Genomic DNA, 21,171 nt, shown 5'->3' with positions numbered 1-21,171 from the left:
TATATTTATATGCTAAATCTTATCAAATGAAAAAAGCCGCATTGCTTATGTTTTTGACGTTGACAATCGTAGGAAAACTTCCGGCGCAAACCCCATCCGCAGTTGTTAAGGTAAAAGAGTACAGAAATTATCCCTTAAAGTTTATATTAAGCGTGCCGGATAACTGGAAGCTTTATGGTGAATTTGGAAAGGATAGTGGTGCCAATAGTGCTTTAGCTGACTGGGAACTGCCTGCCGTTTACAGTGAATTGGAAAAAACCGATATTGCAAACTCCATATCGGTAACGGCATACAAACAAAAAAGCATCGGTTCGGTAGATGATCTTATACGGATTGAGCTTGGCAAAACGCCTGCTAAAACAGAAACGGATAGACGCAACCCAAATGCCCGAATAATTTATCCTATAATGAATGGGCTTCAATATAAGGGCAAATTAGTTTTTGTTTACAAAAACGGAATAGGCTACGTCATCAATTTTATGGCGACGCCTGGCACCTATGATATCAACTTACCCAAGTTTGAGGCGTTTAATAAAACGATTAGATACGAATAAAGCATACTTGAATTTAAATCATCGTGCTCTTTAGCTTCTGGTTCGTTAGGCTTACTCCTCTCCACCCAATACCAGTTCATCATCGCATATGCCATCCAACTCCTGCGGGTTATGGCTCACGATGATGGCCGTTGCGTTCAATTCTTTGATCACCGATTGCAAATCTGCTATCAGACGCGTTTTCATTTTTACATCCAATGCGCTGAAGGGCTCGTCCATCAACAATAAACGGGGTTTGATGGCCAATGCCCTCAATATGCCTAGCCGTTGCTGCTGCCCACCCGATAGATGCAATGGCTTTTGATGGGCAAATGCTTCCAATTGCCCTATGGCCAATAAACGGGTAATCCAGGCGGCATCGCCGGTTGCATACTGCAAATGCTGCAACACGGTCATGTTGGGGAACAGCGCATAATCCTGGAAAACGAAGCCAAGCTGCCTTTGCTGCGAGGTGAGGTTAATCTTCATCGCCGAATTGTGCCAAACCGTATCGCCTACGGCAATCGTACCGGCATCAGGCGTAATCAAACCGGCAATCATCTTCAGCAGGGTAGTTTTCCCCGCGCCGGAGGGGCCGGTAACGCGTAGAATGCTACCTGGCGCGATATTTTTTTCTATCCGCAACACCTGTATGCCGTTATAAGCTTTCAGCCTTTTTTCAATGTGGATGCGGATCATGCGAGAGGGCTTTTTACCTGGTATTTATTGTACACGAAAACGCCGGCAACCAGCACGAAGGTAATGGCAAAAAGCGCCATTGAATAATTATTGGCCGATGCATAGTCCTGCTGCTCTACGGCATTATATACCGCGATGGAGGCTACCCGCGTTACACCGGGGATGTTGCCGCCGATCATCAATACCACACCAAACTCGCCCAGGGTGTGCGCAAAAGTGAGCACCGTTGCCGTTAGCAGCGAGGGTTTAATATTGGGCAACAGCACACGCCAAAAGGTTTGCCATGGCGTTTTGCCCAGCGTGTATGATGCCTGCGACAGCGACGGCGGCAATTGCTGGAACGCCGATTTTACCGGGCTTACCATAAATGGGATACTATAGATTACAGAAGCCAGCACCAGTCCCGCAAAGCTGAATACGAATTGCACATCGAACATCTCGCGCAGCCATTTGCCCGCCCCATGTTGCGGACTAAAAGCCAGCAACAAATAAAAACCCAATACGGATGGCGGCAGCACCAGCGGCATGGTGAGCAATGCCTCAATCACCAGTCGTATAACCGATTGCTTTTTGGCCAGCCACCAGGCCAGCGGCAAGCCAATAGCCAGCAACAGCAGGGTGGTTACGCCGGCTAATTTAAGGCTGAGCCAAATGGGTTGCAGATCCATACTTATCGGGGTTATTTTACCTGGTAGCCATAGCTAATGAATATTTTTTTTGCTGCCGGGCTTAAAATATACCGGTAAAACTTTTCGGCATTTGGGTTTGGCGCGACATTTTTTATCAGTACCATGCCTTGCTCAATAGGTTTGTAAAACCGTTGATTGATAAGCTGGTAGTAAAAGGTTGTTTTATTCGCAGGATCCTTCACCAACGATAGTGTGGTAAAGCCAGCCTGCACTACGCCCGTGGTGATGTACGTGTTCACCTGCGAAATACTCTCGCCCAATACCAGCTTAGGCTGTACGGCCGCGTAGACATTTTCGTTCTTCAAGGCCTCTACAGCAGCTTTGCCGTAAGGGGCAATTGCCGGGTTGCCTATCGCTATTTTTTGTACCGACGCACCCTTCAGCAACGTTTGCCACTGCGCAACATCCAGTTTTTGAGTGCTGCAGATTATGAGTGCGCCGCGCGCATATATCACCGGTTTTTTGGTGGCGAAACCGCTTTTAAAAAGTTGGTTCGCAAAATCAGTATCAGCCGACAGGAATACCTCAAAAGGTGCGCCATTCATTATCTGTGTAGCCAATGCACCCGATGGGCCCGGGATTGCCTCTATGCTGATGCCCGTTTTCTGCTTAAAATCCTGCTGCAGGGCTTTTATTACCGGCTGCAGGTTGGCGGCTATAGCAATACGCAATGTTTGAGCAAAAAGGCCCGCAGGGGCTATAGCCAACATTGCGATACCGCATAGCAGCGTCCTTGCCGTCTGTTTAAATGCTTTACCAATATGCATATGCTGTTCCCTCCTGATAAACGACAAATCTGCCACTTCAGGCAAATTACGCATATTGCAAACGCCCGCACAAATATTAGCTGCTAAATATCCCGATATAAATAGATTACATTTGTGTTGCTTATACGCCATTTATAAACGCCAACTAAATCAATGAACAAACCTGTTAGTGCACTCGCGTGCATCATAATTGCCGTGGTACTCTCAGCCTGCAGCAAAAAAAACGACCCAGGGACCAAAACACCCACCGTTATCACACCCCCTGCCATAGAGGATAAGGGCTGGGTGTTTGAAACCACCCCTTACTTTGCCGATGAATTTGATATTGCCGGCGCGCCAAACACTGCTAACTGGAAATACGAAACCGGCGGCGGCGGTTGGGGCAATTCGGAGTTGGAGTACTATACGCCGGGCAACAATGTAGCAATAGCCGACGGAAAACTGAGCATCACCGCAAAAAAGGAAGATATGGGTGGCATGCATTATACCTCCACCCGGTTAGTATCTGCCGGCTTGCAGCTTGCCAAATACGGCCGGATAGAAGTTAAGGCCAAACTGCCAACCGGCAAAGGTACCTGGCCCGCTATATGGATGATGCCACAGGAAAGCAAATACGGTAACTGGCCAAATTCAGGTGAAATCGATATTATGGAAATGGTAGGATTCGACCCGGGGAACATCCACTTTACCGTACACAACCAAACTTTTAACGGGGCAAACGGAAAAGGCGACGCTAGAATGGTGCCCACATTCAACACAGAATACCATGTATACCGCGTAGATTGGACACCCTACGCTATACGTGGTTATGTTGACAGCGACCTGATTTACACCTACGTCAACAATGGCGGCGGCTCATCGGTGTACCCATATGATCAAAGCTTTTTCCTGATCATGAATATCGCCGTTGGCGGCAGCTGGGGTGGGCAACAAGGTGTTGATGATGCCGTTTTCCCGGCTACCATGAATGTAGATTATGTGCACTTTTATAAGATGATAGAAAAATAAGCAATCAACTAAATCTCATTATATCTCATAACAATGAAAAAAGCAATTATCCTGCTCGCGTTTCTCACCGCGGGCATCGGGGCCTTGCATGCGCAAGCGCCTAAATTCATCACTACCAAAGGCAAGGAAATCATCGGCACCGATGGCAAGCCCTTTCTTATCCGCGGCACCAACCTCGGTAACTGGCTGGTACCAGAGGGGTATATGTTCGGGTTCAAGAGCGTTAATTCGCAAAGGCTCATCAACCAGGCATTCGAAGAACTTATCGGTCCGGAAGAAACGAAGCTTTTCTGGAAAAAATTCCAGGATGGCTACATCACCCAGGCCGATATCAAATTCATCAAGGCATCGGGTGCAAACTCTATCCGCATCCCTTTCAACTATAAATTATTCACTGCAGAAACCTACATGGGTATGAATAACCCCAACCGTGGCTTCGAACTGTTGGACAGGGTAATTGGCTGGTGCAAGCAAGCCAACCTATACGTTTTGCTGGATATGCATTGCGCGCCCGGCGGCCAAACCGGCGATAATATCGACGATGGCGTAGGCTACCCTTTCCTATTTACCAGTGCGGCTAGTCGCCTGCAGTGTGCCGATATTTGGAAACGTATTGCCAACCATTACAAAAACGAAAGCATCATTTTAGGGTACGACTTGCTGAACGAACCCATTGCCCATTATTTTAAGGTGGATGAGCTGAACCCGCACCTTGAGCCGACCTTTAAACAAATTACCGCCGCCGTGCGCATGGTAGATAAAAACCACCTTATCTTTTTGGGCGGCGCGCAGTGGGACAGCAATTTCAAGCCCTTCGGCAAGCCGTTCGATAGCAAGCTGGTTTACACCTTCCACAAATACTGGACCGATGCCACCAAGCAGGTGGTGCAGGACTATATCGACTTCCGCGATAAGTACAACGTCCCCATCTACGTGGGCGAAACCGGCGAAAATACCGACCAGTGGGTGCGCGATTTTCGCATCGTGTGTGAGCAGAACAACATTGGCTGGCATTACTGGCCCTATAAAAAGCTGGATAATACGCGCGGTTTCATGAGCTTTAACGTACCCGATGGCTACAAGGAAATAGTAGACTACACCGAGAAGCCCCGCGCCAGCTTTGATGAGATACGCAAAGCAGCCCCTGCTGATAGGGCTAAGATAAAACAGGCACTATACGCCTTTTTAGAGAACTGCAAGTTTGCCAATTGCGCACCGCAGCGGGGATATATAGAAGCCTTGGGGCTAAAAGTGCCCGTGAAATAAGCCGGAGGATTGGTAGCCAGAGAAATCGGTATCATGGTATAAAGCGACTGCAAACATCGCTGGAAATTCCTGGAAAATTATAGCTGGCACAGGTGCAAAAGCTGGAAAAAACTAGAAATATTTTCGCCGCCCGCACACGTAATATTTAGCCAAAAACGGCCATTCCATGCAAATATGGCCGTTTTTGACTTATTTCTTGAAAAAGCCCGAAAACAGCTAAAAAGCCAAGAAAAACAAAGAAAAACAAGGATTTTTTACGGTGTTTTTGGCAAATTCAGGAAGAAAAAAGACGTGAAAAGTCGGCGTAGAAGCGTTTCCTGAAAGGCCCGATTTCGACCGGATATTTCAACATTTCTATAAAATAAAACCTGGAAAAAACCACTTGCCAAAAAGGTCATCTCTCGGATGGCCATCCTCGTTTAGGTTTAAACGGATAAATCGCTTAACTTGCAACAAGAATTATAAACGCTTGGCCTTACGCTATCCCCGGCGCAAGGTATATTATCAGATGCTTATGTATAAACTGTACTTGAAGTTTGTATGCTTTTTTGCTTTGCTGCATGCGGTGGCGATGCCTGCATTTGCCCAAACCCTTGTGCCGGTTGTCGATACGGCTAAGCAGCACGTGTTTAGGTTTGGCGATCTGGAGATGTTGCGCGACACTACGAATAAACTCAGTTTTGCCGAGGTAAGTACAAAATACAGCAGCCGCTTCGTTAGCAATACCCTGCCAACGCCACAAATACAGGATGGCGACGCCACTTTTTGGTACCGCATACGGCTGGATCAGCGCATCTCCACCCAAAACAACTGGATACTGGAGTTTTTCGACCAAACCATCGATAGCATCACCGTTTACTCTCCGGTTGCCGGTGGCTCTTATAAAGCAACCTTGTTGGGTAGCAACCGGCCGTTTGCGCTACGGTTATACGCGCATAAAAACTTTACGCTCAACATCAGCAATGATGTTAAAAGCGAAAACTACTACTATATCAAGCTCCGCTCGCACCAGTCGGCCAATGTTATCATCGTGCTGCGGTCGGTAAGCTGGTTCATCAGCTACGCGTTGGATGAATACTTCTACTTCGGGATATTTTATGGGATGATACTGGTTTTCGGCCTGTACAATTTCATGATGTTCGTAGCTATGCGGCAGCGGCAATACCTGTATTACATCGTTTACAACCTCAGCATAGGCCTGTATGAAATGTGTACCGACGGCATTGCCTACCAATACCTTTGGCAAACCGCCCCGCAGTGGAACCATTATGCCTATGGCATCGCCCTGTTTTTGGCCAGTACCTTCGCCATGCTTTTTGCCCAGAGCCTGCTAAACCTTAAAGAGAATGCGCCTCGTTTTAATAAGGTGCTCAACGCGGTAATTATCGCACGTACTATGTTTTTTCTGCTTTGCCTCACGGTAGATAAAACCTGGTTCTCCTATAAAATTATCGAGATCATCCCACTTTCGGTAGCGTTTATATCGGGTTGCTACGTGCTGTACAAAGGTTACCGCCCGGCGCGTTTCTTTGTTATTGGCTATAGCTTTTTGTTTACGGGCTTCATTATCAAATCGCTCATCGCGCTCAATTTGTGGTGGCTGCCGGTTACCGCGCTCAATTTTTACAGCCTCAGCTTTTGCTTTATTATGGAGATGCTGTTCATCACCTTTGCCATTGGCGATAGGGTGCGCATGCTGAAACGCGAGAAAGACCAGGCCCAGCTGCGAATGATCAAACAACTGCAGCAAAATGAGGAACTGAAGGATATGCTGAACCGTAACCTGGAGGTACAGGTGGCCGAACGTACCAGCGAGCTCATCGAAAAATCATCACTGATTGAGCTGCAGAACGAAGAGCTTACCGCCGTAAACCAGCTTTTGCAGCAGCAATCCGAAGAAATATCGCGCATGAACGTGCTGCTGGAGAAAGATAACCTTACCCTTCACAACGATATTGAAAAGGTTACGCACGACCGCGTGATGAGCGCCGAAGTGGATTTTGAGGAGTTTAGCCGCATTTACCCCGACCGCGAAACCTGCTTCAAATTCCTGGCCGACCTAAAATGGGAGCACGGCTATGCCTGCAAAAAATGCAGCAATACGCATTACGGCCACGGGCATTTGCCTTATAGCCGCCGCTGCTCGAAATGCGGGTATGAGGAATCTGTTATCGCGTACACCATCCTGCAGAATACCCGCATCCCCATCAACAAGGCCTTTTACATGATATTTTTGATGTACAGCACCAAGGGCAAAATATCGTCGCACAAGCTGTCGGAGATACTCTCTATCCGCCAGAGCACCTGCTGGGCCTACAGCAGCCGCATCAAAAAAGCGATGGAGGCCCGTAAAAAAGAAATCAAGAACGCCGGCAGCAAAGGCTGGAGCAAATTGGTGATTGATACATCGGAGGAGTAGAGGTCTGAACCGGGATTAAACGGATTTATACGATTTCTCGGATTGTTTCTGAACCATGATTTGCTTGATTATAGGATTACATGAAAAAAATCGCATTAATCCTAAAAATCCGCTTAATCCCGGTTCTCCTACTGACATACTGCTGTCATTACCCCATCCCATCTTTGTATCAACAAATAAAAACAACAAGCAATCATGGAAAATCAAGTAATGGAAACTACCAACACCGATGTAGCCGTAATAACCGCAGGCGCGCTTTTAAACCATTGGCAGGGCCATCGTAAACTCAGCCGTAAGGTATTGGCTACCTTCCCGGAGAATGAACTTTTTGGATTCTCGATAGGCGGAATGCGCACTTATGCCGGCCTGGCAAAAGAAATTATCGGCCTTACCAGCGGCGGCATCAATGGCATCGTTACCGGCGATTGGTCTACCACGCCCGAAATGGACCACTTTAACCCCGAAGCCGACATCAAATCGAAAGCCGAACTTTTAGCCGCATGGGATGAGGTAACCATTCAACTTGATACGCTTTGGCCACAAATACCGGCGGACCATTTCAATGATGTGGAGAAGGCTTTTGGCCAGTTTGAGAACACTATCATCAACAGCATCCTTTATTTTATCGATAACGAGATACACCACCGCGCACAAGGCACCGTTTATCTGCGCGCCTTAGGCATTGAGCCGCCTGCGTTTTGGGATAGGTGGTAAGCTTCGCTATAGTCTCAACCGAACCCCAACGTCATTGCGTGCGCAGCGCGGCAAGCCTCGGCAAGCAGAGCGACTATGGAATTCCGGCTTGCATAACCTCTCTGCTTACCGGACCTTCCACCCGATGATTGCCGCGCTACGCTCAATGACGAATCTTTAATGCCAACCCAATCTCTAAAACCAATCCGCTTATTCCCCATAGCTATATTGCTTAAAAAGTAAGTTGTGAGGCAAGCGTATCGCAACTATTTTTTATTTCTTGTAAAACCTGCTTTAACACGTTTAAAGCAGGTTTTGCCGGTTTTAAACGTGTGAGGCAAGCGTATCAAATGCCACATAATTATCTAATTATCAGTATTTTATAAACAAATACACTTGTTTGTAACGTAAAATTTACTTTAAATTTGTCCTAACCGATTATATCTGCGTCTGCCTGTTTTCCTGATGACATCCATAAACACCTATTGCCGGTTGGTTTTAGTGTGCCTTTTGGTTTACATGAAAGTTAATGGCTTGCAGGCATCGGCGGTGCAATTATTCACCTGTACAAAACCAATTAACAATCAAATATCAAAAACTATGAAAATCGCTTACAAACTAAAGCTGCTAATGGCTATGTTTATCGCCTTTGTCTTACTGGCAAACGCGTGTAAAAAAGATGCCCGTACCCAAACTATCGACGGGCAGAAAACCTCTACTACCGAGGCCCGCAATGCCACCAGCGCAGTAACCACCTTCCTCACCACCGCCGATCAAAGCAGTAAACTGGCGCAGGGTAGCGTAAGTTTTGCGGCAGACGCCGGTACCAACCCAAACACCATCACGGTTGACGAAGGCACCACCTACCAGGGCATAGATGGCTTTGGCTTTACCCTAACAGGCGGCAGCGCAAGCTTGCTCAATGGCTTAGGCGGCAACCAGGCCAACGTGCTTAATGAGTTGTTCGGCACCGGGGCAGGGCAAATCGGCATCAGTTACCTGCGCATCAGCATCGGCGCATCGGATTTAAGCTCGTCGGATTTTACCTATAACCAAACCGCGGGTGATGTAAACATGAACAACTTCAGCCTGGCACAGGAGAACACAGATTTCCTGCCCATCCTCAAGAAGATTATCGCCATCAACCCATCCATCAAAATCATAGCCACCCCATGGACTGCCCCTACCTGGATGAAGGTAAACACCACGGGCAACAACGGCTATACCGGCGGCAGCCTCAATACCGCCTACTATGATGCCTATGCCCGCTACTTCGTAAAATACCTGCAGGCCATGAAGGCGCAGGGTATTACCATTGATGCCATCACCCCGCAAAACGAGCCGCTGAACCCCTATAATAACCCCAGCATGGTAATGCAGGCCAACGAGCAGGTTACGTTCATCAACAATAACCTCGGTCCGCAAATTAGAGCGGCCGGCTTCAATACCAAAATCATCGCTTACGATCATAATGCCGATGTACCCAGCTACGCTACAACGGTAGTGGGCCAGGCAGGCAGTTATGTAGACGGCTCAGCCTTCCACCTTTATGCCGGCGACATCAGCGCGCTTACCGGGGTGCACAACGCTTATCCTAACAAAAACCTTTACTTTACCGAGCAGTGGGTGGGTGCACCAAGCAATTTTGGCGGCGACCTGGGCTGGCACATCAACACCCTCATCATAGGTGCAACCCGCAACTGGAGCCGCAACGTATTGGAATGGAATCTGGCTGCCGACCCTAACAATAACCCGCATACCAATGGTGGCTGCAGCACCTGTTTGGGTGGTATTACTGTTAGCGGCACCTCTATTACCCGCAACGTTGGCTATTACATTATTGCCCACGCTTCTAAATTAGTGCGCCCCGGCGCAGTGCGCATAGCATCAAACATTGCCGGCAGCATACAAAACGTAGCTTTCAAAAATAGCGACGGCACCAAAGTACTCATCGCATCAAACAGCGGCGGCAGCACAACCAGCTTCAAAGTAAAATGGGGTACCGAATCATTCACCTACAGCCTGGCAGCAGGCGCGGTAGTCACCTTTAAATGGAGCGGCACGCCGGGCGGCGGTGGCGGCACAGGTGCGCCTATAGGGCAAACAATCACCCTAAAAGGTTTCAATAACCAGTACGTAAGCGGCGAGAACGGCACAACGGCTATGAATTGCAACCGTGCTACTGCAGGCGGCTGGGAACAGTTCACAGTAGTTGACGCGGGTGCCGGCAAAATAGCCTTACAGAGCCAGGGTAAATATGTAAGCAGCGAAAACGGCACACAGGCCATCACCTGTAATCGCGCCACTGTGGGCGACTGGGAGAAATTCGATTGGGTGCCCACTACCGATGGCAAAGTAACCATCAGGGGCAACAACGGTAAATTCATCTCCAGCGAAAACGGCACGCAAGCCATGACCTGTACCCGCGCAACCGCATCGGGCTGGGAAGCCTTTGGGGTGAATCAATAAAATGTCTGAACTCGAATTTTAATGGAATTTACCGAATGAGCAGAATTAAAGAATACAGCATACAAAATTCTGCTCATTCCTAAAATTCGTTGAACGGCGAAGCCCTCTTGAGTACCATTAAAAAATTAATATTCACGAAAAATTCGAGTTCAGATAATTACCCATCGCTACGGTTAGTTAACACAAAACCAATTACCTACAAATACCAATATTTATGAAAAAGCAATTATTAAACTTTATGAAAGGCGCGGGCCTGGTACTGGCGCTGGGCATTATGGCCGTTTCCTGTAAAAAGGATGTGAAATCTCCGATAGATGATAAAACCGTGAGCACCGCTGCAACCGCAACGCCGAGGGCGTTAACGCTGGTGTGGTCAGACGAGTTCAACGGCACGGGCGTTGATGGCAGCAAATGGAACATTGATAACGGCAACCCCAACGTAAATAACGAGAAGGAATATTACCAGGCTGCCAATGCAGCGGTAACTGGTGGTAATCTGGTTATCACCGCCAAAAACCAAAGCGTAGGCGGGCAACCTTATACCTCGGCCAAACTGAATACATCGGGCAAGTTCAGCATCAAATATGGCCGTATAGAGGCGCGCATCAAGCTGCCGGCGTTCCAGGGCAGCTGGCCGGCTTTCTGGATGCTGGGGCAGAACATCGGCACTGTAGGCTGGCCCCAATGCGGCGAAATAGACATTATGGAGCAGGTGAACACCAACAACACCATTCTGGGCACCATGCACTGGAACAACAACGGCCACGTATATTACGGCAACAGCATCACCGCTACGGCTACCGACTACCACGTTTATGCAGTAGAATGGGATGCAAATGCCATCAAGTGGTACGTAGATGGCACGCTGTTCAACACGGGTAATATCCAAAATAATATCAACGGCACCGAGGAATTCCAGCTACCGTTTTACATCATCCTTAATTTAGCTGTGGGCGGCGACTTGCCAGGCAATACCATCAACAACGGCGCATTGCCGGCCAGCATGTTTGTAGATTATGTGCGGGTGTACAACATTACCGGCGGCACGGGTACTACCGCGCCAATCGGGCAAACGGTTACGTTAAAAGGTTTCAACAATCAATACGTAAGCGGCGAAAACGGTACGGCAGCTATGAACTGCAACCGCCCAACTGCATCGGCATGGGAGCAGTTTACTGTGGTTGATGCAGGCGGCGGCAAAGTTGCACTGCGCAGCCAAAACAAATACGTATCATCTGAAAACGGTACGCAGGCTATTACCTGTAACCGCGCAACCATTGGCGATTGGGAAAAATTCGACTGGGTGCCCACAGCCGACGGGAAGGTTACCTTTAGAGGCAACAACGGCAAATTCATCTCCAGCGAAAACGGCACGCAGGCCATGACCTGTACCCGCGTTACCGCCGCAGGGTGGGAAGCTTTTGGCGTGAATCAATAACCACTTCGGCTAAAAGAAAAATAGCGATGGGTTTCAAACTCATCGCTATTTTTTTAACCGTTTTAGGCATCGCCTACATATTCATATCCATCATTTTATCCATCTTATGCTTGCCGCCCATCTTCATTAAGGCCGGCGTAACCCGCAAATACACCTGGAACCCAATTGGCGTGCCGCCATACAAAGGCTTCAGTGCGGCCGGCGAGAAATTCGCGGTTGCCTGCAGGCCGGCTGTTAGGTTGGTTTGCTTAAAGTTGGCCACTATGCGGTTATAGCCCAGCGTAAAGGCATTGATATTAAAGCGCGGGTCTGTAGGGTAAAGCGTTTCCAAATCCAGCTCACCGGCATCTTTCTGCACATACTCATACCGGCCGTAAATAGCGTTTTTGCGGAACTGATAACTGTTTTCTACCAATAAAGCTGGTTCGTTAGCCCCGCTGCTATTGTGATGGTTTTGCCCGAAAACCAATGTGGTGGCCACAAAACTATCGTCGCCCAGCATTTTGGTATGGATGGCCGATGCCGTGAAACGTTTGATGTCCTCCAATGGCTCCGCTTCCTCGGGACTGTGCAGCCACCCGTTAGATACCTGCAACGCCCATTCTTTAGATGGATTTACGGATAAGCGTACCGAATAAGAATCGAACCTGGCCTTATCGAAGCCGTAGCGGTGCTCATCCGGCTCGCGGCCGGTAAATGCCGAACCTTCCAGCTTTACGTTTTTATACCTGAAACCGAGGGTTGCTGTACCAAAATCGATATGCGTGGCATCGGCATAGTGGTGGCTAAGCGGCGCATCGGGATTGTTCATAGCCGATAACCGGTGCATAAAAACCGGCGGACCTAAAGCAGGCTCCCCCGGGTAACCAACCGATAGGGATATATCCGTGTTTTTGGCGATGCGTTGGGTATAGGCTATACTTAGCTCTGCAAACAAATCATGCGGATGCTGGCGGTCTACCAGTTTATTGCCCTTGTACGATTCGCCGGTTTGGTAAAGCAGCGGGTACCCGCCCGATCCAACTGTAATGGGGTCGAACGAAAACATGGTATTGATGGCGAACAGGCCGTTTTTACCCACCTTGCGCTGGGCCATATACATTAGCCAGTTGGGTGCATCGGCTTGGCTTCCCCCGCGGCTGCCGTTATTAAACAAATCTTGTTTGTTGTAGCGCAGAAAAACACTGCCGTGTACCATGTGCATCCATTTTTTTCCGTGTATCATGTACATATACATCGGAGTTTCGTCGGGCAGCCACGATGTGCCGGAGCCATCGCGGTTCATGGGCAAATCAAGCGAGAACTGGCTGCTCATCATGCCCATTTTATGGGTGGTGTCCTGCTGCATGCGCATCATGGCAGCATGGTCGTGCTGCATGGGCTTTTTTGCCGTGGTGTCTTTTTTCATGTGCTGCATATGGCTCATATCCTGCGCCTGTACTGCTGCCGTGATGACCGATATGGCCATCATCAAAATATACTTTTTCATGAGGGATTTTTCATTTAAGGCGGCGCGGATTGCCACGCCGCCTGTTTATAAATTAAAGAAGTTGTACTCGAACCGTACCAAATACATGTTTTTACTAAAACGCTCCATGGAATTGAACAGCGGTGCCCGATACGAAAAATCGAGCCGGCAAACGCTGTTGAAAATAAACTGCACAGCGGGTGCTACATCCAGGTAGCTTTGCGCATAGCCGGGATTGCTTTTGCCAAGCAGTTCGGCATATACGTTTACGTTAACCTGCTTATAGCTATGGTAGTTTTTAGGGAGCAACAAATAACCTGCGGATAAACTGTACGCCAGGGCGTTGTTTGCGCCTGTAATAGATGGCGCGCTACCGGCATTGTCTAAGCCCCGCAAATAACTTGCCGAACCGGATAGCGCCAGCTTGTGGATAAGCTTGGTGAAGATAAGCCCAGCCTGCAGTCCGCTGTTATCGCCCTCCAGGGCGATTTCCTGTGTATTGAAAGGGTTATTGCTGATAGCGGCCTTGCCAAACACCGCTCCGCGGAAATGCGATTGCACGGTATCGACAGATAGGAAACGATACTTAGCGTAAACACTGCCACCCTCCAGATGCTGGCTTTGCCGGTAAAAATCTGACATGTAGGCCGAGGCGTGTACCATCAGCTTGCCGGTTGCACCATACATCATCTCCAGCGTTGTGCGGTTTTTGAATTGCGGCGAGGTAAAGCCCTGGTTCTCTAAACGGATACCGAGGGAATGCGCAGCCATGTTACTGGCGGGCTCGGTGTTAACATACAGCTCCTGCCCAAAAGCGGTGCACGCAACTGCCGTAAGGCAAAATGCCAATAAAATAGCTTTCATAAAATAAAGATTTTAAGAAGCTGCTTAAATAGTAACGTGATAAGTTTTACCCGATGCTACTGGGGTATCCACCGTTTTGCCCAGGTACTTTTTAGATACCGAGTTCGGCGCGAAGCCTTTATCCACAACGGTTAGCAGCACTTCGCCGGTGAGGGGCTTATCGGCATTCACTATCCTGTAGGTATCACCGCCGTAAATGAAGGCATTTTCGGTAACGGTGGTATTGGCGAAGTTGTAGGTGGTTTTAAAGTAGTTCACAAAAAAGCCTGCTCCTTTTATTTTTTTGGCAATCTGCTCAAAATCTACCGGTACACCAGGTTTAAAGGTTATGTTGAAGATATTGCGGATAAGGTCGGGCTTTATTTCGCTTACGAAAGGCAACGCCTTTATAGCTTTCTCCGTGGAATTTGCGCACAGCGAGCAGGTAAGGCCGCTAACCTGTAATTCGGCTTTGGTGAATTGTGCTTTGGCAACAGAAACGGTTGCCACCAATAGGAGGATATATATTTTTAAGGTTTTCATGATTTTAAGAATTGAATTTTTGACAATGATTGATTAACGTGTAAACCGATTAATCCATCAAATCCTAAAAACGCAATTCTTGATGAAAACAGCAATCCCGCCGCTAAAGAGGCCGGGGGGGCCACGGTCAGAAACGCTTTCTGATGCTGCGGGCTGCGCGAAAAAAAGAAAATCGGCCCAGGCAAACTTCGGCAAATCGAAAACAAACAACCTTGAGAAAAATGATGTGGATTCTTTCTGGTGGTCGTCTTTTACTTTTACGTCCAACTTGCTATCCTTACAGCAATTCATTTTACCTTTGGCCATCGGCTGGCCGCAGGTTTTTGCCGGGGCGTTTATCTGTACATCGGCAACATAATTGCCACAGTAATGCAGGTTCAAAGCAAAGCCGGCCACTGTAACTACGTACAGCAACGCCAATAACAATGCCCCTTGCCTTTTTACCATGGCCAAAAATACGGTTTAACTTGTTGATTACAAACACCCAATTAGCGATTTTATTTTGCCGGTTGTTTATAAATTATCAAACAGGCGAACGTAATGCGTGGAACCATACGTGCAGATATATACTGCCTATCACCCGCTCGTGGCCCAGGAACGCATCAAAGGCCCGGAGCTCGCGGCCCCCATCACCATTGGCGATAATGTTTGGCTGGGTGGCGGCGCAATCATTTGCCCCGGCGTAACCATCGGCAGCAATACCACCATCGGTGCGGGCAGTGTAGTCACCAAAGATATCCCGGCGGGGGTATTTGCGGCGGGGAACCCTTGCAGAGTGATTAGGACGATATAGGGATTATATCTGTATCTTGATTTTTCGGCTAATGTTATCAGGCTTATCGCCCGCTGTGGGCGACCAGTCGTAATACAGAATCTTATTTTTAATGTACATGCTGCCACAATATCCGGGAAAAGCGCTGGTACAGGGACTTTTGACCGCTATTCTTTGTTTCTTTCCGGTTTTTAAGTTTTCCACAACTATCTCCGCAGACGGTGAATCGTAATTAAAATAGGCCACAAGATTATGGACTAAATCATAAGCCTGATATTCATGAATTTCTCTTGGTTCTTTGTTTTTATCCATAGGCAAGAATAACCCAACCCAACAAGGCGAACCGCAACCGTAACGCATCAAGACATAATCTTTGCCCTCGGCGATGTAAAGAGGGTTTCGTACGGGTGCGTCATCAAGTGTCAACGTGTCTGGGTGCGTACGGAGATAGGTTTTAGTACCCCATTGCAAAAAATACACCCGTGAATTCTTAATGAACTCATAATCGATGATTTTGCCTTGAGGTGTCGTAAATCGCTTGAAGTGACTGAGTCCTAGTTGTGTTTCAGGATAAATTTTAGGGGTGGATTTTTTTCCGCTTTGCCCATAACAATGGCTTCCGCCGAGCGAACATAACAAACAAAAGAAGATAAGGAGAGAGGTTTTCATATGGATACAAGATAGCGGAATTAAAATTATAAAGCATATGGTGCACTGTTTTTTATCCCCCTCAAAATAATTAATATCTTGCCACCGAAAAATAAAAACATAAGGCCATGCAAGAACCCAACGCCCTCAACCAGGTAGCAGAATTCCATAAAACCTTTAAACACCCGGTAGTAAGCAGCCCGGCCATACCCTCAAAAGAACGCTGCGCTTTGCGCGTTTCGCTGCTGGCCGAGGAAGTAAAAGAACTACAGGAAGCCATTGCCGATAACAACCTGGTGGAGATAGCCGATGCCCTTGCCGATATACAATACGTGTTGGCCGGTGCCATACTGGAGTTTGGCCTGGGCGAGAAATTCAAATCGCTATTTGATGAAGTACACCGCTCTAACATGAGCAAGGCCTGCAAAACCGTAGAAGAAGCTGAGCAGACCATTGCCCACTACAAAGCAAAAGACGGCAGCGAAGCCTACCACAAAGAAGAGGACGGCCTGTTTTTAGTTTACCGCGCGCAGGATAACAAAACGCTGAAATCCATCAATTATTCGCCCGCGGATTTGGGTGGGGTGTTGTTGTAAGGGGACATAAAACCAACTGTCCGGTGGAGCGGAGGATAGTTAGGGGGTTTACTATCACTTCGTAAGGCAAAATCAGGTGTTTATACGGTGAATTTATGTTAAATGTAATCAATAGCTTTAACAACCCATTGAACGGGATTAAACTTTGAACACATGACAACACACTATGACATATTTGTAGCATCAATCCATAATAAAAACACAATAAAAGTCATTTTCGATTCTAAGGAAAAAGGTATAATTGAACGTAAGTGCATACCTTTTGATTTTGGACCTAGTAGGCGGTATAAAGATGGTTTGGATAGGCTTCATATGTACGATTTAGATAGTCCTGATGGAAAACACAATCTTTCGATTTTGCCTGACCAATTGCTTGAGTTAGAAATTTTGGAAGAACTATTCAACCCAGGCGATTTTGTTACGTGGGCTCCAAATTGGATTATCGTAAGAGATTGGGGTGTCCATAGTTAATAATTAATATCATCTTTTCAGAGATATGGATAAATTAACTATTGATTTTGAAAACTGTTACGGAATAAAAAAGTTAGTTCACACTTTTGATTTTAGTACAGGTTCGGCGCATGTTATATATGCGCCAAATGGCGCAATGAAATCTTCATTCGCTAAGATATTCGACGATATAGCCAAAAAGCAAAAATCAAGAGATAGGGTGTTTACGGAACGTAATACCAAAATTGAAATTAAGTGTAACGAGACTGAAGAAATAATTGCAGAACAAGTATTTGTAATAGAGCGATATAAAGAGAATTATAGCTCAGAAAAGCTTTCAACACTCTTAGTAAATCAAAATCTCAAACAGGAGTATCAAGACACCCTAAGTGCGATAGAGGAAAAAAAATCAATTCTGGTAAATATATTAAAATCGTTAAGTGGCCTAAAAGGTGAAACGGTTAGCGAATTTACCAAGACGTTTAATTTGGGGGAGAAAGATTTCTTCAGATGTTTGGAGCTTTTCGAAGGGTTGGTTAATGACTCGTTGGATTCCAATTATGCAAATCTAAATTATAGCGCAATATTTAATGACAAAGTATTCGATTTTTTAAAAGCTAAGGATTTTAAAGAAAAACTTGAGGAGTACATGAAGGTGTACGATTTATTAGTTAATAATTCTGTTTATTTTAAAAAGGGGATTTTTAATCACAACAACGCTGACACTGTAAGTAAAACTTTAAAAAGCAACGGTTTTTTTGCCGCCAATCACTCCGTTTCTTTAAATAATGGTAGCGAACGAAAAGAATTGGTTTCTCAGGAAGAGCTTGAATTGGAAATTAGCAATGAAAAAAATAAAATATTAAACAATGACGAGTTATCAAAAAAATTCAAAGCAATTGATGACGCAATTATTAAAAATGTTAACCTGAGAGATTTTAGGAGTTACTTAGAGAATAACATAATTATTTTAACTGAGTTACATGATTTGCGTGCTTTTAAAAGGAAGATTTGGTGCTCCTATTTGAAAGCTAATTCTGAGGCATATCTGTCGTTATTAAGTCTATATAAAAGCGCTAAAATTAACATAGAAAAAATCATTGACCAAGCTAAGAAAGAAGAAACTTCATGGAAAGCAGTGGTAAATATTTTTAATAGACGCTTTTCGGTGCCTTACCGGTTGTTGGTAAAAAATCAAGATGATGTGATTTTGAAAGATATTGCACCAAACGTAACTTTCGAATATTTTGAAGGTGAAAACACAAAGGAGATTGGCGGAGTCGAGTTAATAAAAATTCTTAGTACTGGAGAGCAACGAGCTTTATATCTGCTAAATATAATTTTTGAAATTGAAATTAGAAAAAATGACACCTGTGAAAGCTTATTGATAATAGATGACATCGCTGATTCATTTGATTATAAAAACAAATACGCAATCATCGAATATTTAAAGGATATCCTCGATTCCGCGAAATTTAAGTTGATCATTCTAACTCATAACTTCGATTTTTATAGGACGGTTTTAAGTAGGCTGCAAATAGACAAGTGGCACAATAGTTTAGTGACGGAAAAAAATGAAACTGAAGTGAAACTGGTTTGTGGCAAAGACAAAGTTGATGTTTTTGGCACCTTAAAAAAGAAATATCACGAACAGGACGTGTATTTGATTGCATGCATACCTTTTGTAAGAAACTTGATTGAATATACAATTGGTGATAAGTGTATTAATTATCAGTTACTTACGGCTTTACTGCATGTTAAAAAAGAAAAACAATTTAACGGGGTTACTATAAAAAACTCTCTGTACGTTTCAAAAAAAGATATCGAGGTAATATTTAATGACGTTTTTAAAGTAAATAAACCATTAATTGATGGTTCTAAATCAGTTGTTAAACTCATATTCGAATTATCTAATAACCTTATTTTAAATAAATTCGAAAATATGAGTTTGGAAAACAAACTTGTTTTGTCCATCGGAATTAGACTTCAAGCCGAACTCTTTATGATCGATAAGATAAACGACGAATGTTTTACCGATAATATCAATAAGTATCAAACCGCCGTTTTACTAAATCGCTTCAGTAAGCAATTCCCAGAAGAAATTGATCATATCAAACTTTTAGAGCAAGTCAATTTAATGACTTCGGAAAATATACACGTAAATTCATTTATGTACGAACCTTTATTGGATATTTCGGATCACCACCTAAAATCTCTTTATGAAGATGTATGTAAACTTATTACAACTTAAGAAGCTTTTTTACCTTCAATAGCTAAAAAGTATTTCGCTAAACCGAACCGGTTTTCTAAAGTAATCCTCCCCATTCCAGATAGTGGTTTTCATCAAGGTGTGCCATAGATGCACCAAAAATTTCCCTCCTTGCAATTCCTCCCTCAATTGCTTAAATTCACCTCATCATGAGCCACAACAACCGTCGCGTTTTTTTAAAGCAAGCCACCGCCCTGGCCGGTGCCTTTGGTGCCGCCAGTATGTTCAACCACGCTCATGCCGAAAGTTTCGAAAGAGCATCGGCAAGGGTGGCGCATTTAACGCCGCAACAGGTGGCTGCCGATGAGGATTACTGGGCAACCATACAGCAGGCCTACACAGTAAACCCCAGCATCATCAACCTGAATAATGGCGGTGTATCACCTGCCCCCACGGTAGTGCAACGGGCGTTGGATCGGTACAATGCCCTTTGCAACGAGGGGCCGTCGTATTTTATGTGGCGCATACTTGATATGGGTCGCGAGCCGCTGCGCGAGAAACTGGCCGCCCTTGCCGGCTGCCTGCCCGACGAAATTGCCATCAACCGAAACGCTACCGAAGCCCTCAATACCATCATCTACGGCATCACCCTCAACCGTGGCGACGAGGTAATCGGTTCGATATTCGATTACCCCAACATGATGCATGCCTACGAGCAACGCGCCCTCCGCGAGGGTATCGTGTATAATAGACTCAGCTTTAATTTCCCCATAGAAAACGACGAGCAAATTGTAAAGGCCTATGCTGATGCCATCACCCCGAAAACCAAACTGATACATGTTACCCATATGGTAAACTGGGTGGGCCAGCTGATGCCGGTACGCAAAATATGCGATATGGCGCACGCCAAAGGCATTGAGGTGGTGGTAGATGGGGCGCACTCTTTCGGCCTCATCGATTTCAAGATACCCGATTTGCATTGCGATTACTTCGGCACCAGTCTGCACAAGTTCCTCTCGGCACCCATCGGCAGCGGCCTGATGTGGATACGAAAGGACCATATCGAAAAAACCTGGCCCCTTACCTGCGCCGATAAGCCGCAGAGCGCAGATATCCGCAAATTCGAGCAGCTGGGTACGCGCAGCTTTGCCATTGAGCAGGCCATCGGCGAAGCCATCAACTTCCACCAGGCCATTGGTCCCAAGCGCAAGGAAGACCGCATCCGCTACCTCAAGAACTACTGGGCCGAAAAAGCGCAAGCCATCCCCAAAGTAAAGATACACACCTCTCTAAAAGCGCAATATTCCTGCGCCATCTGCGGCGTAAGCATAGATGGCATGACACCCGCCGAACTCGATACCGCCCTCTGGAACACTTATAAAATACATGTGGTAGGCATTGTTTGGCAAAACCTCAGCTGCGTGCGCGTAACCCCGCACGTGTACACCACCATTGCCGATATGGATAAATTCGTAAAAGCGTTGACGGAGATTGCCGCGAAAGTGAAATAGCAAACCGAAGCTGTGAATAAAAACAAACGTCATCCTGAACTTGTTTCAGGACCCCACACGGCAGGTCATCGGCACGCATAGCAGTGAGCATAGTGGCCACTTTTATGATGGGGTGTTGAAATAAATTCAACATGACGGCTATTTTAACCT

At 46.2% G+C, this 21,171-nt stretch carries 20 protein-coding genes; 12 read left to right on the top strand and 8 right to left on the bottom strand.

The window, feature by feature from the left end:
- The first annotated feature begins 26 nt into the window (after window positions 1–26).
- Window positions 27–554, top strand: coding sequence for a hypothetical protein (locus AC1DXC_RS02220; RefSeq protein WP_477457494.1), 528 nt, complete (start codon window positions 27–29; stop codon window positions 552–554).
- Between the two features lie 51 nt (window positions 555–605).
- Here AC1DXC_RS02220 and AC1DXC_RS02215 read toward each other — a convergent pair whose 3' ends face one another.
- Genes AC1DXC_RS02215 through modA form a run of 3 tightly spaced genes read right to left on the bottom strand, consistent with a single transcriptional unit; the run spans window position 606 to window position 2,742 of the window.
- Window positions 606–1,232: an ATP-binding cassette domain-containing protein gene (locus AC1DXC_RS02215; protein WP_477457493.1), complete on the bottom strand. Its 627-nt coding sequence runs from the start codon at window positions 1,230–1,232 to the stop codon at window positions 606–608.
- Window positions 1,229–1,900, bottom strand: a complete 672-nt coding sequence (gene modB, locus AC1DXC_RS02210) for a molybdate ABC transporter permease subunit (RefSeq protein WP_477457492.1) — start codon at window positions 1,898–1,900, stop codon at window positions 1,229–1,231. Before modB ends, AC1DXC_RS02215 begins: the two co-directional genes overlap by 4 nt.
- Before the next feature lie 11 nt (window positions 1,901–1,911).
- Window positions 1,912–2,742, bottom strand: a complete 831-nt coding sequence (modA, locus tag AC1DXC_RS02205; RefSeq protein WP_477457491.1) for a molybdate ABC transporter substrate-binding protein — start codon at window positions 2,740–2,742, stop codon at window positions 1,912–1,914.
- Between the two features lie 99 nt (window positions 2,743–2,841).
- On the opposite strand from modA, the gene AC1DXC_RS02200 reads away from it, so the two are divergent.
- The 6 genes from AC1DXC_RS02200 to AC1DXC_RS02175 all read left to right on the top strand — a co-directional run bounded on the left by AC1DXC_RS02200 (window position 2,842) and on the right by AC1DXC_RS02175 (window position 11,981).
- Complete coding sequence (locus AC1DXC_RS02200) at window positions 2,842–3,696, top strand: glycoside hydrolase family 16 protein (RefSeq protein ID WP_477457490.1); 855 nt, start codon at window positions 2,842–2,844, stop codon at window positions 3,694–3,696.
- 33 nt (window positions 3,697–3,729) lie between these two features.
- Window positions 3,730–4,962 (top strand): glycoside hydrolase family 5 protein, encoded by a 1,233-nt coding sequence (locus AC1DXC_RS02195; protein WP_477457489.1) that lies wholly within the window; start codon window positions 3,730–3,732, stop codon window positions 4,960–4,962.
- 514 nt (window positions 4,963–5,476) lie between these two features.
- Window positions 5,477–7,381 (top strand): 7TM diverse intracellular signaling domain-containing protein, encoded by a 1,905-nt coding sequence (locus tag AC1DXC_RS02190; RefSeq protein ID WP_477457488.1) that lies wholly within the window; start codon window positions 5,477–5,479, stop codon window positions 7,379–7,381.
- Window positions 7,382–7,576: 195 nt separating this feature from the next.
- Window positions 7,577–8,095: a DinB family protein gene (locus tag AC1DXC_RS02185; RefSeq protein ID WP_477457487.1), complete on the top strand. Its 519-nt coding sequence runs from the start codon at window positions 7,577–7,579 to the stop codon at window positions 8,093–8,095.
- Between the two features lie 579 nt (window positions 8,096–8,674).
- Window positions 8,675–10,543 (top strand): glycoside hydrolase family 30 beta sandwich domain-containing protein, encoded by a 1,869-nt coding sequence (locus tag AC1DXC_RS02180; protein ID WP_477457486.1) that lies wholly within the window; start codon window positions 8,675–8,677, stop codon window positions 10,541–10,543.
- A 214-nt stretch (window positions 10,544–10,757) separates the two neighbouring features.
- Complete coding sequence (locus AC1DXC_RS02175) at window positions 10,758–11,981, top strand: family 16 glycosylhydrolase (protein WP_477457485.1); 1,224 nt, start codon at window positions 10,758–10,760, stop codon at window positions 11,979–11,981.
- A 73-nt stretch (window positions 11,982–12,054) separates the two neighbouring features.
- Here AC1DXC_RS02175 and AC1DXC_RS02170 read toward each other — a convergent pair whose 3' ends face one another.
- From AC1DXC_RS02170 to AC1DXC_RS02155, 4 genes are read right to left on the bottom strand one after another with little or no spacing between them, the layout of a single operon-like run.
- Window positions 12,055–13,470 carry a hypothetical protein gene (locus AC1DXC_RS02170; RefSeq protein WP_477457484.1) on the bottom strand — a complete coding sequence of 472 codons (1,416 nt, stop codon included), beginning with the start codon at window positions 13,468–13,470 and terminating at the stop codon, window positions 12,055–12,057.
- Window positions 13,471–13,515: 45 nt separating this feature from the next.
- The gene (locus tag AC1DXC_RS02165) at window positions 13,516–14,313 is read right to left on the bottom strand and encodes a hypothetical protein (protein ID WP_477457483.1); all 798 of its coding nucleotides are present in this window, start codon (window positions 14,311–14,313) and stop codon (window positions 13,516–13,518) included.
- Window positions 14,314–14,337: 24 nt separating this feature from the next.
- Window positions 14,338–14,835: a heavy-metal-associated domain-containing protein gene (locus AC1DXC_RS02160; RefSeq protein WP_477457482.1), complete on the bottom strand. Its 498-nt coding sequence runs from the start codon at window positions 14,833–14,835 to the stop codon at window positions 14,338–14,340.
- A gap of 57 nt (window positions 14,836–14,892) precedes the next feature.
- Window positions 14,893–15,282 carry an HYC_CC_PP family protein gene (locus tag AC1DXC_RS02155; protein ID WP_477457481.1) on the bottom strand — a complete coding sequence of 130 codons (390 nt, stop codon included), beginning with the start codon at window positions 15,280–15,282 and terminating at the stop codon, window positions 14,893–14,895.
- Between the two features lie 97 nt (window positions 15,283–15,379).
- Between AC1DXC_RS02155 and AC1DXC_RS02150 the strand changes: the two genes are divergently transcribed.
- The gene (locus AC1DXC_RS02150) at window positions 15,380–15,628 is read left to right on the top strand and encodes a DapH/DapD/GlmU-related protein (RefSeq protein ID WP_477457480.1); all 249 of its coding nucleotides are present in this window, start codon (window positions 15,380–15,382) and stop codon (window positions 15,626–15,628) included.
- A 3-nt stretch (window positions 15,629–15,631) separates the two neighbouring features.
- Here the strand turns inward: AC1DXC_RS02150 and AC1DXC_RS02145 are convergent, their stop codons facing one another.
- Window positions 15,632–16,276: a hypothetical protein gene (locus tag AC1DXC_RS02145; RefSeq protein WP_477457479.1), complete on the bottom strand. Its 645-nt coding sequence runs from the start codon at window positions 16,274–16,276 to the stop codon at window positions 15,632–15,634.
- A gap of 107 nt (window positions 16,277–16,383) precedes the next feature.
- Here AC1DXC_RS02145 and AC1DXC_RS02140 point away from each other — a divergent pair, with 107 nt between their 5' ends.
- The 4 genes from AC1DXC_RS02140 to AC1DXC_RS02125 all read left to right on the top strand — a co-directional run bounded on the left by AC1DXC_RS02140 (window position 16,384) and on the right by AC1DXC_RS02125 (window position 21,021).
- Window positions 16,384–16,851: a pyrophosphohydrolase domain-containing protein gene (locus AC1DXC_RS02140; protein ID WP_477457478.1), complete on the top strand. Its 468-nt coding sequence runs from the start codon at window positions 16,384–16,386 to the stop codon at window positions 16,849–16,851.
- A gap of 153 nt (window positions 16,852–17,004) precedes the next feature.
- Window positions 17,005–17,322 (top strand): hypothetical protein, encoded by a 318-nt coding sequence (locus AC1DXC_RS02135; RefSeq protein WP_477457477.1) that lies wholly within the window; start codon window positions 17,005–17,007, stop codon window positions 17,320–17,322.
- A 25-nt stretch (window positions 17,323–17,347) separates the two neighbouring features.
- Entirely contained in the window at window positions 17,348–19,552 is a 2,205-nt protein-coding gene (locus AC1DXC_RS02130) for a hypothetical protein (protein WP_477457476.1), read from the top strand.
- A gap of 167 nt (window positions 19,553–19,719) precedes the next feature.
- Window positions 19,720–21,021, top strand: coding sequence for an aminotransferase class V-fold PLP-dependent enzyme (locus AC1DXC_RS02125; protein WP_477457475.1), 1,302 nt, complete (start codon window positions 19,720–19,722; stop codon window positions 21,019–21,021).
- The last annotated feature ends 150 nt before the right edge of the window (window positions 21,022–21,171 follow it).

The sequence above is a fragment of the Mucilaginibacter sp. P2_D11 genome (assembly GCF_056404435.1).
This window is presented reverse-complemented; position numbering and strand designations above follow the sequence as displayed.

Excerpts from the sequence above, each read along its gene's own strand:
- AC1DXC_RS02220 (WP_477457494.1), top strand. The coding sequence starts at position 27 with ATGAAAAAAGCCGCATTGCTTATGTTTTTGACGTTGACAATCGTAGGA.
- AC1DXC_RS02215 (WP_477457493.1), bottom strand. The coding sequence starts at position 1,232 with ATGATCCGCATCCACATTGAAAAAAGGCTGAAAGCTTATAACGGCATA.
- modB (WP_477457492.1), bottom strand. The coding sequence starts at position 1,900 with ATGGATCTGCAACCCATTTGGCTCAGCCTTAAATTAGCCGGCGTAACC.
- modA (WP_477457491.1), bottom strand. The coding sequence starts at position 2,742 with ATGCGTAATTTGCCTGAAGTGGCAGATTTGTCGTTTATCAGGAGGGAA.
- AC1DXC_RS02200 (WP_477457490.1), top strand. The coding sequence starts at position 2,842 with ATGAACAAACCTGTTAGTGCACTCGCGTGCATCATAATTGCCGTGGTA.
- AC1DXC_RS02195 (WP_477457489.1), top strand. The coding sequence starts at position 3,730 with ATGAAAAAAGCAATTATCCTGCTCGCGTTTCTCACCGCGGGCATCGGG.
- AC1DXC_RS02190 (WP_477457488.1), top strand. The coding sequence starts at position 5,477 with ATGTATAAACTGTACTTGAAGTTTGTATGCTTTTTTGCTTTGCTGCAT.
- AC1DXC_RS02185 (WP_477457487.1), top strand. The coding sequence starts at position 7,577 with ATGGAAAATCAAGTAATGGAAACTACCAACACCGATGTAGCCGTAATA.
- AC1DXC_RS02180 (WP_477457486.1), top strand. The coding sequence starts at position 8,675 with ATGAAAATCGCTTACAAACTAAAGCTGCTAATGGCTATGTTTATCGCC.
- AC1DXC_RS02175 (WP_477457485.1), top strand. The coding sequence starts at position 10,758 with ATGAAAAAGCAATTATTAAACTTTATGAAAGGCGCGGGCCTGGTACTG.
- AC1DXC_RS02170 (WP_477457484.1), bottom strand. The coding sequence starts at position 13,470 with ATGAAAAAGTATATTTTGATGATGGCCATATCGGTCATCACGGCAGCA.
- AC1DXC_RS02165 (WP_477457483.1), bottom strand. The coding sequence starts at position 14,313 with ATGAAAGCTATTTTATTGGCATTTTGCCTTACGGCAGTTGCGTGCACC.
- AC1DXC_RS02160 (WP_477457482.1), bottom strand. The coding sequence starts at position 14,835 with ATGAAAACCTTAAAAATATATATCCTCCTATTGGTGGCAACCGTTTCT.
- AC1DXC_RS02155 (WP_477457481.1), bottom strand. The coding sequence starts at position 15,282 with ATGGTAAAAAGGCAAGGGGCATTGTTATTGGCGTTGCTGTACGTAGTT.
- AC1DXC_RS02145 (WP_477457479.1), bottom strand. The coding sequence starts at position 16,276 with ATGAAAACCTCTCTCCTTATCTTCTTTTGTTTGTTATGTTCGCTCGGC.
- AC1DXC_RS02140 (WP_477457478.1), top strand. The coding sequence starts at position 16,384 with ATGCAAGAACCCAACGCCCTCAACCAGGTAGCAGAATTCCATAAAACC.
- AC1DXC_RS02135 (WP_477457477.1), top strand. The coding sequence starts at position 17,005 with ATGACAACACACTATGACATATTTGTAGCATCAATCCATAATAAAAAC.
- AC1DXC_RS02130 (WP_477457476.1), top strand. The coding sequence starts at position 17,348 with ATGGATAAATTAACTATTGATTTTGAAAACTGTTACGGAATAAAAAAG.
- AC1DXC_RS02125 (WP_477457475.1), top strand. The coding sequence starts at position 19,720 with ATGAGCCACAACAACCGTCGCGTTTTTTTAAAGCAAGCCACCGCCCTG.